The sequence below is a fragment of the Streptomyces sp. Ag109_O5-10 genome (genome assembly GCF_900105755.1).
In the GTDB taxonomy this organism is placed as follows: Bacteria; Actinomycetota; Actinomycetes; order Streptomycetales; family Streptomycetaceae; genus Streptomyces.
Genome location: NZ_FNTQ01000001.1, coordinates 7,137,250 through 7,150,619, shown reverse-complemented (window position 1 = coordinate 7,150,619; position 13,370 = coordinate 7,137,250). Strand labels below are relative to the sequence as shown.

The 13,370-nt window shown below is 69.5% G+C and carries 12 protein-coding genes; 3 read left to right on the top strand and 9 right to left on the bottom strand.

All coding sequences use genetic code 11. The features are described from left to right. Positions 1–4 precede the first annotated feature (4 nt). The 3 genes from zwf to pgl are packed head-to-tail and all read left to right on the top strand — an operon-like array spanning position 5 to position 3,419. Positions 5–1,528: a glucose-6-phosphate dehydrogenase gene (gene zwf / locus BLW82_RS32580; protein ID WP_093504503.1), complete on the top strand. Its 1,524-nt coding sequence runs from the start codon at positions 5–7 to the stop codon at positions 1,526–1,528. Beyond that, positions 1,525–2,640 (top strand): glucose-6-phosphate dehydrogenase assembly protein OpcA, encoded by a 1,116-nt coding sequence (opcA, locus tag BLW82_RS32575; protein WP_093504501.1) that lies wholly within the window; start codon positions 1,525–1,527, stop codon positions 2,638–2,640. Before zwf ends, opcA begins: the two co-directional genes overlap by 4 nt. Continuing rightward, positions 2,637–3,419 carry a 6-phosphogluconolactonase gene (gene pgl / locus BLW82_RS32570; protein WP_093504499.1) on the top strand — a complete coding sequence of 261 codons (783 nt, stop codon included), beginning with the start codon at positions 2,637–2,639 and terminating at the stop codon, positions 3,417–3,419. The genes opcA and pgl overlap by 4 nt, the downstream gene beginning before the upstream one ends. 72 nt (positions 3,420–3,491) lie before the next feature. Here pgl and pgi read toward each other — a convergent pair whose 3' ends face one another. The 9 genes from pgi to BLW82_RS32530 all read right to left on the bottom strand — a co-directional run bounded on the left by pgi (position 3,492) and on the right by BLW82_RS32530 (position 13,267). After that, complete coding sequence (pgi, locus tag BLW82_RS32565; RefSeq protein WP_093504497.1) at positions 3,492–5,144, bottom strand: glucose-6-phosphate isomerase; 1,653 nt, start codon at positions 5,142–5,144, stop codon at positions 3,492–3,494. Between the two features lie 71 nt (positions 5,145–5,215). Then, entirely contained in the window at positions 5,216–5,611 is a 396-nt protein-coding gene (locus BLW82_RS45745) for a hypothetical protein (RefSeq protein ID WP_371131434.1), read from the bottom strand. After that, positions 5,575–5,805, bottom strand: a complete 231-nt coding sequence (locus BLW82_RS45740) for a hypothetical protein (protein WP_371131433.1) — start codon at positions 5,803–5,805, stop codon at positions 5,575–5,577. Before BLW82_RS45740 ends, BLW82_RS45745 begins: the two co-directional genes overlap by 37 nt. A 172-nt stretch (positions 5,806–5,977) precedes the next feature. Continuing rightward, positions 5,978–6,313, bottom strand: a complete 336-nt coding sequence (locus BLW82_RS32555; RefSeq protein WP_003976875.1) for an RNA polymerase-binding protein RbpA — start codon at positions 6,311–6,313, stop codon at positions 5,978–5,980. Between the two features lie 208 nt (positions 6,314–6,521). After that, complete coding sequence (gene secG, locus BLW82_RS32550) at positions 6,522–6,752, bottom strand: preprotein translocase subunit SecG (RefSeq protein ID WP_177233337.1); 231 nt, start codon at positions 6,750–6,752, stop codon at positions 6,522–6,524. 130 nt (positions 6,753–6,882) lie between these two features. Next, entirely contained in the window at positions 6,883–7,659 is a 777-nt protein-coding gene (gene tpiA, locus BLW82_RS32545) for a triose-phosphate isomerase (RefSeq protein ID WP_093504493.1), read from the bottom strand. A gap of 5 nt (positions 7,660–7,664) precedes the next feature. Further along, complete coding sequence (gene pgk / locus BLW82_RS32540) at positions 7,665–8,876, bottom strand: phosphoglycerate kinase (RefSeq protein WP_093504491.1); 1,212 nt, start codon at positions 8,874–8,876, stop codon at positions 7,665–7,667. Between the two features lie 151 nt (positions 8,877–9,027). Continuing rightward, a complete protein-coding gene (gap, locus tag BLW82_RS32535) occupies positions 9,028–10,038 on the bottom strand; it encodes a type I glyceraldehyde-3-phosphate dehydrogenase (protein WP_093504489.1) in 1,011 nt (336 codons plus the stop codon). 274 nt (positions 10,039–10,312) lie between these two features. Further along, positions 10,313–13,267, bottom strand: coding sequence for a M14 family metallopeptidase (locus tag BLW82_RS32530; RefSeq protein WP_093504487.1), 2,955 nt, complete (start codon positions 13,265–13,267; stop codon positions 10,313–10,315). Positions 13,268–13,370: the final 103 nt, after the last annotated feature.

Below are 13,370 nucleotides of genomic sequence, written 5' to 3'. Positions count from 1 at the left end.
CATCTTGTCAAGCAGCAACCCGCTGCGTGACCCCGCCGACCGACGGCTCCCGCGTATCGCGGGGCCGTCGGGCCTGGTCATCTTCGGCGTCACGGGCGACCTCTCCCGTAAGAAGCTCATGCCCGCCGTCTACGACCTCGCCAACCGGGGTCTGCTGCCGCCGGGCTTCTCCCTGGTCGGTTTCGCCCGCCGCGAGTGGGCCAACGAGGACTTCGCCGCCGAGGTCCACGACGCCGTCAAGGAACACGCCCGCACCCCGTTCCGCGAGGAGGTCTGGCAGCAGCTCATCCAGGGGATGCGCTTCGTCCAGGGCACCTTCGACGACGACGACGCGTTCGAGCGCCTGCGCTCCACCATCGAGGAGCTGGACAAGGCGCAGGGCACGGGCGGCAACTTCGCCTTCTACCTCTCGGTCCCGCCGCGCTCCTTCCCGGTGGTCATCCAGCAGCTGAAGAAGCACGGCCTGGCCGACCAGTCCGGCGGCTCCTGGCGGCGCGCGGTCATCGAGAAGCCCTTCGGCCACGACCTGAAGTCGGCCGAGGAGCTCAACAAGGTCGTGCACGAGGTGTTCGAACCGGACCAGGTGTTCCGGATCGACCACTACCTCGGCAAGGAGACCGTCCAGAACATCCTGGCGCTGCGTTTCGCCAACACGATGTACGAGCCGATCTGGAACCGGTCCTTCGTGGACCACATCCAGATCACCATGGCCGAGGACATCGGCATCGGCGGCCGGGCCGGCTACTACGACGGCATCGGCTCGGCCCGTGACGTCATCCAGAACCACCTGCTCCAGCTCATGGCCCTGACCGCCATGGAGGAGCCGGCCTCCTTCAACGCGGACGCACTGGCCGCGGAGAAGGAGAAGGTGCTCGGCGCGGTACGGCTGCCCAAGGACCTCGGCACCTCGACCGTGCGCGGCCAGTACGCGGCCGGCTGGCAGGGCGGCGAGAAGGTCATCGGCTACCTCGAAGAGGACGGCATCAACCCCAAGTCGAAGACCGACACCTACGCCGCCGTGAAGCTCGAGATCGACAACCGCCGCTGGGCGGGCGTCCCCTTCTACCTGCGCACCGGCAAGCGGCTCGGCCGCCGCGTCACCGAGATCGCGGTGGTCTTCCAGCGGGCCCCGCACTCCCCCTTCGACCAGACGGCCACCGAGGAACTCGGGCAGAACGCGATCGTCATCCGCGTCCAGCCCGACGAGGGCGTCACCGTCCGCTTCGGCTCCAAGGTGCCCGGCACCTCGATGGAGATCCGGGACGTGTCGATGGACTTCGCCTACGGCGAGTCCTTCACCGAGTCCTCGCCGGAGGCGTACGAGCGGCTGATCCTGGACGTGCTGCTCGGCGACGCCAACCTCTTCCCGCGCACGGAGGAGGTCGAGCTGTCCTGGAAGATCCTCGACCCGATCGAGGAGTACTGGGACACGCACGGCAGGCCCGCCCAGTACAAGTCCGGCACCTGGGGCCCCGCCGAGGCCGACCAGATGCTGGCACGAGACGGACGGAGCTGGCGCCGCCCATGAAGATAGACCTCACGGACACCACGGCCGGCAAGGTCAACAAGGCGCTGGTACAGGGCCGCCGGGCCATCGGCACGCCCGCCGTGGGCATGGTGCTCACCCTCGTCATCGTCACCGACGAGGAGAACGCCTACGACGCCCTCAAGGCAGCCGAGGAGGCCTCGCACGAGCACCCCTCGCGCACCCTGGTCGTCATCAAGCGCGTCTCCCGCTCCCCCCGCGACCGTACGGCGTCCCGCCTGGACGCGGAGGTCCGGGTGGGCGCGGACGCGGGGTCCGGCGAGACGGTGATCCTGCGGCTGCACGGCGAGGTCGCCGACCACGCCGACTCGGTCGTGCTGCCGCTGCTGCTCCCCGACGCCCCGGTCGTCGTCTGGTGGCCGGTGAACGCCCCGCTCGACCCGGCGAAGGACCCCCTCGGCGCCCTCGCCCAGCGCCGGGTCACCGACACCTACTCCTCCGAGCAGCCGGTACGGGAGCTGTCCGCCCGCGCGGACACCTACACCCCCGGCGACACGGACCTGTCCTGGACCCGGATCACGCCCTGGCGCTCGATGCTGGCGGCGGCCCTGGACCAGGTGGTCTGCGAGGTCAAGGCGGTCGAGGTGGAGGGCGAGGAGTTCAACCCGAGCTGCGAGCTGCTGGCGATGTGGCTCGCGGACCGGCTGGACGTCCCCGTCAAGCGCTCCCTCTCGGCGGGCCCCGGCCTGACCGCGGTCCGCCTCGCCACCAGCGAGGGCGCGATCGCGCTCGACCGCGCCGACGGCTCCCTCGCGACGCTCTCCATCGACGGTCAGCCGGACCGTGCGGTGGCGCTGAAGCGGCGCGACACGGCGGAGCTGATCGCGGAGGAGCTGCGCCGGCTCGACCCGGACGACACCTACGCGTCGGCGCTGCGGTTCGGCGTGGAGCGCCTGAACGCGCCGGCCACCCCGGCCACCCCGGCCACCCCGGCCACGGAACCGGTACCGGAGGCTTCGGCTCCGGAGGTCTCCCCCAAAGGAGAACCGGTCACCCACCCGGCCACAGCCTCCGAAGCCGCTGCCGAGGTTCCCACGACAGAAGCGGCACCGCAGGAAAGGCCGCCGCTGAAGAAGAGGGCGAAGGCGACATGAGCACTCCCCAGCTGGTCGTGCACCGCGACAAGGAGCTGATGGCGCAGGCCGCCGCGGCCCGTCTGATCACGAAGATCGTGGACGCCCAAGCCTCCCGGGGCGAGGCGTCCGTGGTCCTCACGGGCGGCCGCAACGGCAACGGCCTGCTGGCGGCCCTGGCCGCGGCCCCGGCCCGGGACGCCATCGACTGGGGCCGGCTCGACCTCTGGTGGGGCGACGAGCGCTTCCTGCCCGAGGGCGACCCGGAGCGCAACGTCACCCAGGCCCGCGAGGCCCTGCTCGACCAGGTCCCGGTGGACCCGAAGCGCGTGCACGCCATGCCCGCCTCGGACGGCCCCTGGGGCACGGACGTCGACGCGGCCGCCGAGGCCTACGCGGTGGAGCTGGCCGCCGCGGCCGACCCCGAGAACCACGGTCCGGTGCCGACCTTCGACGTCCTGATGCTGGGCGTCGGCCCGGACACCCACGTGGCCTCGCTCTTCCCGGAGCTGCCCGCGGTCCGCGAGACGGAACGCACGGTGGTCGGCGTCCACGGCGCCCCCAAGCCCCCGCCGACCCGCATCTCGCTCACCCTCCCCGCCATCCGCTCGGCCCGCGAGGTCTGGCTGCTGGCGGCGGGCGAGGACAAGGCCGAGGCCGTCGCCATCGCGCTCTCCGGCGCGGGCGAGATCCAGGCCCCGGCGACGGGCGCCCAGGGCCGCCAACGCACCCTGTGGCTCCTGGACTCGGCGGCGGCCTCCCAGCTGCCGCGGTCGCTGTATCCGCCGGCTTCTGCGTGACGAAGCCGGTGAGGCGCTGATGGAAGAACCCGTACGGCCACCGCGGCCGTACGGGTTCTTCCATGTCCGGGCCTAACGCCCGCGCAGTTCCCGGTACTTGGCGACCAGCGCCTTCGTGGACGCGTCCAGGCCGGGTACCTCCGCGCCCTCCGTCAGGGCCGGTTCCACACGCTTGGCGAGGACCTTGCCGAGCTCGACGCCCCACTGGTCGAAGGAGTCGATGTTCCAGACGGCGCCCTGGGTGAAGACCTTGTGCTCGTACAACGCCACCAGCTGGCCCAGGACCGACGGAGTGAGTTCCTTCGCGAGGATGGTCGTGGTCGGGTGGTTGCCCTTGAAGGTGCGGTGCGCCACCTGCGCCTCGGGGACGCCCTCGGCGCGGACCTCGTCGGCCGTCTTACCGAAGGCCAGCGCCTGGGTCTGGGCGAAGAAGTTCGCCATCAGCAGGTCGTGCTGGGCCTTGAGTTCACCGCTCAGCTCGGCGACCGGCTCGGCGAAGCCGATGAAGTCCGCCGGGATCAGCTTGGTGCCCTGGTGGATCAACTGGTAGTACGCGTGCTGCCCGTTCGTGCCCGGCGTGCCCCACACCACCGGACCGGTCTGCCACTGCACCGGCCGGCCGTCCCGGTCCACCGACTTGCCGTTGGACTCCATGTCCAGCTGCTGGAGGTAGGCGGTGAACTTGGAGAGGTAGTGGCTGTACGGCAGCACCGCGTGCGACTGGGCGTCGTGGAAGTTGCCGTACCAGATGCCCAACAGGCCGAGGAGCAAAGGCACGTTGGCCTCGGCGGGGGCGGTGCGGAAGTGCTCGTCGACCAGGTGGAAGCCGTCCAGCATCTCGCGGAAGCGGTCCGGGCCGATGGCGATCATCAGCGAGAGGCCGATCGCCGAGTCGAAGGAGTAGCGGCCGCCGACCCAGTCCCAGAACTCGAACATGTTGGCCGTGTCGATGCCGAAGTCCGACACCTTCTCGGAGTTCGTGGAGAGGGCCACGAAGTGCTTGGCGACCGCTTCCTGACCGGCCTTCAGCTCGCCGAGGAGCCAGTTGCGGGCGGAGGTGGCGTTGGTGATCGTCTCGATGGTGGTGAAGGTCTTCGAGGCGATGACGAAGAGCGTCTCGGCCGCGTCCAGGTCGCGGGTCGCCTCGTGCAGGTCGGCACCGTCGACGTTGGAGACGAAGCGGACCGTGAGATCGCGGTCGGTGAAGCTGCGCAGCACCTCGTAGGCCATCGCGGGGCCGAGGTCGGAGCCGCCGATGCCGACGTTGACCACGTTCCTGATGGGCTTGCCGGTGTGGCCGGTCCAGGCGCCGGAGCGGACGCGGTCGGCGAAGTCGGCCATCTTGTCCAGGACCGCGTGCACCTGGGGCACCACGTTCGCGCCGTCGACCTCGATCACCGCGTCACGCGGAGCGCGCAGGGCGGTGTGCAGGACCGCGCGGTCCTCGGTGACGTTGATCTTCTCGCCGCGGAACATGGCGTCCCGCAGGCCGAAGACGTCGGTGGCGGCGGCCAGCTCGCGCAGCAGCCGCAGCGTCTCGTCGTTGACCAGGTGCTTCGAGTAGTCGACGTGGAGGTCGCCGACCTGGAGGGTGTAGCCCGTGCCGCGTCCGGGGTCGGCGGCGAACAGATCCCGCAGATGGGTCTCGGCGAGCTCCTCCCGGTGCTTGGCGAGCGCGGTCCACTCGGGCGTCTGGTTGAGCCTGGTACGGCCGTCTGCGTTCATTCCGACTTCAGCCTTCTTCCTTGCACCTGTCCTGTTGCGTGCCTGTGCCGCTGCCGTTCCAACCTAGTTGATCAGCTCCGGGCACGGCCTGCCGTCGCGCCGTCCCGCGGCGCAACAACAGGTACGTCCGGCTGGCGCACCGGTGTCAACGAGGTGACGGCCAGGCCGAAGAGGACGGCGGCCGGCAGCGCGGGCCCGTTCAGGCCGTAGGCTCCCGCGACGGCTCCGCCGAGGTGGGCGCCGAGCGGCGCGCCAGAGGTGGCCGAGGTGCGGAAGACGGCGGTGATCCGGCCCGTCATCGACCCGGGCGCGCGTTGCTGCATCAGCGTGACCCGAGGAAGCCGCCGGTGGTGCTGCCGGCCGAGTCCGCGGTCGTGGCCCGCCGCGTGTCCGGCGGTACCCACGGGCGGCCGGGTCCGCAGCGAGGCGATCAGGGCGGCGACGAGCGGACCTCGTGCCGTGTCCACGGGCCAGCCGCGCGCCGCCGGTCCACCCGGTCCGCGACGGCACCGGCGAGCAGGCCGAACAGCAGCCACGGCACGTAGCCGCAGGCGGTCACGGAGGCGATGGCGAGCGGGTTCGCGGTCAGGCGCGCGGCCGGCAGGGGCAGCGCGGACGACCGTGACGCGTCCCGAACCGGGAGACCACGGCGCCCGTCCACAGGTGCCCGCATCCTCCGCGCCACCCGGGTGCCCCCACGCTCATCGTCACCGTCGCCCCCTCACGATTCGCCTGTGCACAAACCGTAGAGGGCACCACTGACAACGGACTGGGCCCAGGCCGCGGAGACAGCTCCGGCCAGGCGCACGCAGGCTCCCGGCCGGTCCCAACTCCTAGATCTCGCCCCGCAGTTTGGCGAGTGCCTCGGCGAGGATCGCCTCGCCGTCCGCGTCGCTGCGCCGCTCCCGTACGTACGCGAGGTGCGTCTTGTACGGCTCGGTGCGCGGCGGGTCCGGCGGGTTGTCCCGGTCCTGACCGGCCGGGAAGCCGCAACGCGGGCAGTCCCAGGTTTCGGGCACCTGCGCGTCGCTGGCGAAGCTGGGCTGCGTCTCGTGCCCGTTGGAGCACCAGAAGGAGATGCGCAGACGCGGCGCGGACTCGCCGCGCTCGGCCTCGCCCATCGGCCCCGCCCCGACCCGGCTACCTCGGATCGCGTTGCCACTTGCCACGGTCGTAACTCCCTGCGTGATGGTGCCGCGAAGCGAGTCGGCGTGCCGCTTCGTTGCGAGCGCCTCAGTCTACGTAAGGCCCAACGCGCGTCCAGTGGTGGGAGTTACCGCCCCAGCACCTAGACGCAAGCCCCATGATAGGCCGCGCTCAGGTGCGCGTACCGAACATGGGGCCTTACGTACAGATTGTGCGTGTGTGAGTCGCGGATCAGCTGTTCGTCTTCATCAGGATGCCGAGGACGATGATGCACGCGAGCCACAGCAGACCGATCACCAGGGTGATCCGGTCCAGGTTCCGCTCGGCGACCGAGGAACCGCCGACGGAGGACTGCATACCGCCACCGAACATGTCGGAGAGGCCGCCGCCCTTGCCCTTGTGCATCAGCACCAGCAGCATCAGCAGCAGGCTGAAGACGATCAGGGCGATCGAGAACCCCAAAACCACGGCTGGACCAACTCTCTCGGATGCGGATGAACGACTCTGGTGAACCACGGGGACAAGGCAGCTGGCCGCCTTGTCCCCGCAAGGGTACGACGGATCGTCCCCGGGGCCTACTCGCTCACCCCGATCACTGATCGCGGAAGCGCACGATCTTGACGAATTCTTCCGCGTCCAGCGAGGCACCGCCCACCAGGGCGCCGTCGATGTCGGCCTGCGCCATGATCTCGGCCACGTTGCCGGCCTTGACGGAGCCGCCGTACTGGATGCGGACCTGGTCGGCCAGCTCCTGGCTGTACAGCTCGGCGACCTTGGCACGGATCGCGGCGCAGACCTCCTGGGCGTCCGGGGCGCCGCAGACCTTGCCGGTGCCGATCGCCCACACGGGCTCGTAGGCGATCACGACGGTCTCGGCCTGCTCGGCCGGGAGGTCCTTGAGACCGCCCTCGACCTGGGCGAGGGTGTGGGAGACGTGGTTGCCCGCCTCGCGGACGTCCAGCTCCTCGCCGACGCACAGGATCGGGGTCAGACCGTGCCTGTAGGCGGCCTTGACCTTGGCGTTCACGATCTCGTCGGTCTCGGCGTGGTACTGGCGTCGCTCCGAGTGGCCGACGACCACGTACGTGCACTTCAGCTTGGCCAGCATGGAGCCGGAGATCTCGCCGGTGTAGGCGCCGGAGTCGTGCGCCGAGAGGTCCTGGGCACCGTACTTGATCTTGAGCTTGTCGCCGTCGACCAGGGTCTGCACGGAACGCAGGTCGGTGAAGGGCGGCAGGACGGCGACCTCGACGGCCTCGTAGTCCTTGTCGGCCAGGGCGAAGGCGAGCTTCTGGACGTGCGCGATGGCCTCGAGGTGGTTGAGGTTCATCTTCCAGTTGCCCGCCATGATCGGCGTGCGCGTGCTCATGTAGGTCAGTCCTCCAGTGCGGCGAGGCCGGGGAGCGTCTTGCCCTCGAGGTATTCGAGGGAGGCACCGCCACCGGTCGAGATGTGTCCGAACGCGTTCTCGTCGAAGCCGAGGATGCGCACGGCGGCTGCGGAGTCCCCGCCGCCGACGACGGTGAAGCCCTTGGACTCGACGAGGGCCTGGGCGACCGCCCGGGTGCCCGCGGCGTAGTCGGGGTGCTCGAAGACGCCCATGGGGCCGTTCCAGAAGACGGTGGCGGCGTCGGCGAGCTTCGAGGCGTACAGCTTGCTGGTCTCCGGGCCGATGTCCAGACCCATCTGCCCGGCCGGCATGGCGTCCGCGGGGACCGTGGCGGGGTGGGTGGGAGCCTTGGCCGACAGGTCCGGGAACTCGGGGGCCACCAGGGTGTCGACGGGCAGCACGATCTCGACGCCGGTCTTCTCGGCGCGCTCCAGGTACTCGGCGACGGTGGCGAGCTGGTCCTCCTGGAGGAGGGAGCTGCCGACCTCGTACCCCTTGGCCTTGAGGAAGGTGTAGACCATGCCGCCGCCGATGAGGATGCGGTCGGCCTTGCCGAGCAGCTGGTCGATCACGGCGAGCTTGTCGGAGACCTTGGCGCCGCCGAGCACGACGACGTAGGGCCGCTGGACGTCCTCGGTGAGCTTCTTCAGGACGCCGACCTCGGTGGCGATCAGGTAGCCGGCGTAGTGCGGCAGCCGGGCCGGGAGGTCGTAGACGGAGGCGTGCTTGCGGTGCACCGCGCCGAAGCCGTCGCCGACGTAGACGTCCGCGAGGGCGGCGAGCCGGTCGGCGAACTCGCCGCGCTCGGCGTCGTCCTTGGACGTCTCGCCCGCGTTGAAGCGCAGGTTCTCGATGACCGCGACCTGGCCGGGCTCCAGGCCGTTCACCGCGTCGTGGGCGGCGGGGCCCACGGTGTCCTGGGCGAACGCGACCGGGGCGCCGAGCAGTTCACCGAGCCGCTCGGCGGCCTGGAGCAGGGAGAACTTCAGGTCCGGGACGCCCTTGGGGCGGCCCAGGTGCGAGGCGACGACCACCTTGGCGCCCGCGTCGGCCAGGGCCTTGACCGTGGGCAGGACGGCACGGATGCGGCCGTCGTCGGTGATGAGACCGTCGGCCATCGGCACGTTGAGGTCGGCACGGACGAAGACCCGCTTGCCGTCGACCCCTTCGGCGAGGAGTTCGTCGATCGTCTTCATGGTTGGGGACTCCTACAGGGGGGCTCTTGATCGTACGAGGACTGATCGAACCGTATGTCGTCGGGTCGATCCTTACGCGCGTCAGGGCCCGGGCGGCGCGACCGTGCGCTGCCCGAGCCCTGCTACCGCATCGTGGTGCCTGTTCGGCCGATCAGAGCTGGTTGCCGACGAAGACCGTGAGGTCGACGAGGCGGTTCGAGTAGCCCCACTCGTTGTCGTACCAGCCGAGGATCTTCACCGTATTGCCCTCCTGGACCATGGTCAGGGAGGAGTCGAAGGTGCAGGAGGCCGGGTCGCCGACGATGTCCGAGGAGACGATCTCGTCCTCGGTGTACGCCAGGTAGCCCTTCAGGTCGCCGTCGTCGGCGGCCTTCTTGAACGCGGCGTTGACCTCGTCCTTGGTGACCTCGCGCTGCAGGGTCACCACCAGGTCGGTGGCGGAGCCGGTCGGGACCGGCACGCGCATGGCGATGCCGTCCAGCTTGCCCTTGAGCTGCGGGAGCACCAGCGCGGTGGCCTTGGCGGCACCCGTCGTGGTCGGGATGATGTTCTCCGCGGCGGCACGCGCGCGACGCAGGTCCTTGTGCGGGAAGTCCAGGATGCGCTGGTCGTTGGTGTACGCGTGCACCGTCGTCATCAGGCCCTTGACGATGCCGAAGTTCTCGTCGAGGACCTTCGCCATCGGCGCCACACAGTTGGTGGTGCAGGAGGCGTTGGAGATGACGTGGTGGTTGGCCGCGTCGTACTTGTCCTGGTTGACGCCCATGACGATGGTGATGTCCTCGTTCTTGGCCGGAGCCGAGATGAGAACCTTCTTGGCGCCGCCGGCGATGTGCTTGGCGGCGTCGTCCTTGTTGGTGAAGATGCCGGTCGACTCGATGACGATGTCGACGCCCAGGTCGCCCCACGGGATGTCGGCGGGGTTGCGCTCGGACAGCACCTTGATGGTGTGGCCGTCGACGGTGATCGTGTCGGCGGTGTGCGACACCTCCGCCTTGAGACGGCCCAGGATCGTGTCGTACTTCAGCAGGTGCGCGGTGGTCGCGGTGTCACCCAGGTCGTTGACAGCCACGATCTCGATGTCAGCGCCCTGCTCCAGCAGCGCGCGGAAGTAGTTGCGACCGATACGACCGAAGCCGTTGATGCCTACGCGGATCGTCACGAACCGATCTCCTCGTTGGTACGCCGGCCATGCGGTGCCGGCGAGCTGAGTTTGGGATGTCCCCGACCACCCATGACCCTACCTCCCTGAGGCTTCCGTGGTGACATCCAGATGCCCCATACACGGCGAGGCGGTCCGTACCCGCCAGTAGGGGTACGGACCACCTCGGATCGTGGGTCGAATTGCCCTGGTTTGCCAGGGAATGCCAACCCGCAGTTACCGCCCTTTCACTCGTTCGTGAGCGGGTCGGCTCACTTGTCGCGTGCCGCCGGCGTCAGTTGTCGAGTGCTGTCAACGCCTTCTTCACCAGAGCGGCACGATCGGCCGCGGAACTGACTTGTTCCAGGCCGAAACCGAGCAGCACGGTGCGGTCGGTGGTGACGGCTCCGTACGTCTTGAACAGGGCGCCGGTGCGCTCCCAGTCCTTCAGGACGGCCGGGCTGCCCGCGGGCGGTCCGGTGACGCTCCAGGGGCCGAGGGAGGTCTCGAAGCCCTCGGTCTCGGTGGCGGTGCCGCCGAGCACGAGCGAGGCGTCGTCGACGAGGACGCCGTGCCCGCCGGTGCTCGGGTCGGTGATGTAGCCGATGGAGATCTCGACGGTCTTGCCTGCGTAGGCGCTCAGGTCGAAGTTCACGGACTGCCAGCCCGCCGAGCTGCCGGTGAAGCTGTTCCAGGTGCCGCTGGTGCCGCTCGCGGTGCACTGGTTGTCCGCGATGGTCAGGTAGTGCTTGAGCCACGGGTGCTCGGCGATCAGGAAGCCCGCCCCGCACTCGCTCGGCACGGCGCTGCTGGTGGCGCCGTTCTTCTCGGGCAGGGTCGTCCAGTCGTCGCTGCCGACCACGTGCGCCTCGACGACCGCGTGGTCGTAGCCGGGTTCGGTGTCCCACAGCAGCCTGGCGCTGAGGGTGGGCCGCTGGGACGCGGTGGCCCCGGTGAGGTCGACGGTGCGGGTGAGGCGCTTGTAGGCGTCGTCGGTGTGGACGGCCGCGGCCATGTACGACCCGGAGTACGGCCCGTAGGGGTTGACGGTGCCGGCGAACTGGCCCGCGCCCGCGCTGGCGAACTGGGGGTACGTGCCGGGCGAGAGCTCGTCGGAGGTGACGGCGTAGGTGCCGGCCTTGTCGAGCGGGTTGGCGGAGGTGCCGCTCAGGGCCCCGCCGAAGCCGTCCAGGGTGCCGGAGCCGGTGAACCCGGTGGCTCCGGGCGTCGACGTACGGGAGTAGGCGCCCAGGTAGTACTGGCTGAAGTCGTTCGACGGGGTGCCGTCGCCGAGGTTCACGCTGCCGCCGGCCAGCTCGCCGGCCTCGATCAGCTTGCCGCCCTCGTTGAGGTAGGCGCGCAGCTGCAGCTGGGTGTCGTTGCCCGGACCGCTCGTGCCCGAGTAGTGGACGACCGTCTCGAAGTGCTTCAGCACGCCCAGCGCGTCGGGTGCGCCCTGGGTGGCGACGTCCCAGACGACCGCCTTGTGCCCGGCGGCCTTCAGCGCGTCGACGTAGGTCTGCGCCTGGGTGGCCTTGGCGCCCTCCTCGGCGACCACCAGGGTGTCCGCCTTGGCCCGCTCGGCGACGGTGTACGTGAAGTGCGCGCTGGAGACCCTCTTGCCGCTCTTCGTCTCACCGGTGAACCACACCTCGACCTTGTCGCCCGGGTCGCCGTCCTTCACCTTGGCCCGGTACTCGTCGAAGTAGAGGTTGTCCCCGCCGCCGTAGGTCTCGCCGCCCTTCCAGGCCTTGAGCGCCCTGTCCCGCGTGCGGCCGCCGTTGACGCGGTACTTGAGCTCCCTGTCACGGATCGCCTTACGGACGACGACGGAGACCTCCTGGTCGGCGCCGCGCGAGTACGACGTGGAGAACGTCGCCGGGGTGAAGTCTGCGGCGCTCAGGCCGACCGAGGAGCTCGGCTGGTCGGGGTGGGCGGCGGTCTCGGCGACGGAGAGCGCGAAGGGGATGTTCTTCTCGAACTCGTCCTGGATCAGCTTCTCGTCGTCCGGGAAGTTGAAGACCGACTGGCAGTCGGCGGCGTTCCAGGCGTCGTTCGGGTCGATGTTCGAGGCGGTCTGGCAGGTCGACATCTCGGGGGTGAACATCGCCATGCCGTTGACGTTCGACGCGTGGCCGTCCGCCTCGCCGTTGGTGGTGTACAGCTCCGAGGAGACCTGCGAGTGATAGCCGGGGATCGCCGGGTTGTCCGGGGTGCCGGCGAGCGCCTTGTAGAGGACGTCGTCCGGGGTGGGGGTCGCCACCTGCCAGCCGACGCCGTAGAGGAGGAGCTCGGCCGCGGAGTGGTAGTTGATGCCGTACGTGAACCCGATCCGCTTCTCGAAGTCGTCCAGCGCCCTGGTCTCGGGCTCGGACTCCGGGCTCGCGCCGCGGTAGGTCTCGCTGGTGGGGTTGGGCGACGAACCCTCGTCGTCGTAGCCCCACTTGTAGCCGAAGTTGCGGTTGAGGTCGACGCCGTCGCCCGTGCTGATGACCCCGTCGCCGTTGACGTCCCGCAGGTTCTTGCGCCACAGGCGGGTGTCGGAGTTCTGGAAGGTGTAGTCGTAACCGTCCGGGTTGGCGGACAGCACGAACCACAGCTCGGTCGAGTCGACGATCTTCTTGACGCGCTGGTTCGTGCCGTAGTTGTCCAGGTAGTAGTGCATCAGCCGGCGGGTCATCTCCGGTGTGATCCACTCGCGCGCGTGCTGGTTGGACACGTACAGCACGGAGGGCTTGGAGCCGTCCTTGGACTTCTTCGCGCCCTTGGTCAGTTTGAGCGCGAGGATGTCCTGTCCGTCGACCGTCCTGCCGATGGACTCGACCTTGGTGAGACCGGGGTTGGCCTGCGCGGTCGCAAGGATCTCCTGTTCGAGCCCGCCGGTGCCGCTGTACGGGCGGAACACGTGCTGGGAGGCGTCCTCGACCCGCAGCTCGGCCTTGGCCGACACCTTGTGCTCGGTGAGGTCGACGCCCTGCTTGGCCAGCTTCTTCGCCTGCTGGTCGGTGAGGTACAGCTCGACTTCCGTCTTTCCGGATCCGGAGACCTGGTCGCCGAGTTCGTTGCCGTCCTGCCCGGCTTCGAGCAGGAGGGGAATCTGTTTCCTGGTGACGTCGGCGTGGAAGACCTTGACCTGGTCGGGGTCGGGTCTCGGGGAACTCCCGGGCTGCGCCTGCGCCATCGGTGCGAGTGCGGCCGAGCCGATCAGGAGCGCGCCGACAGCGAGGATCGATCTCGCTCTGTGTCTCATGAACCCCCCTAGCAGTGGTTCGCCACGGCGGCGAACTCCTGCCAGGCTCATGACACTTCATGATCCAGTCAAGGGCGCCTCATGGCCAGTTCACGGTGGCTTA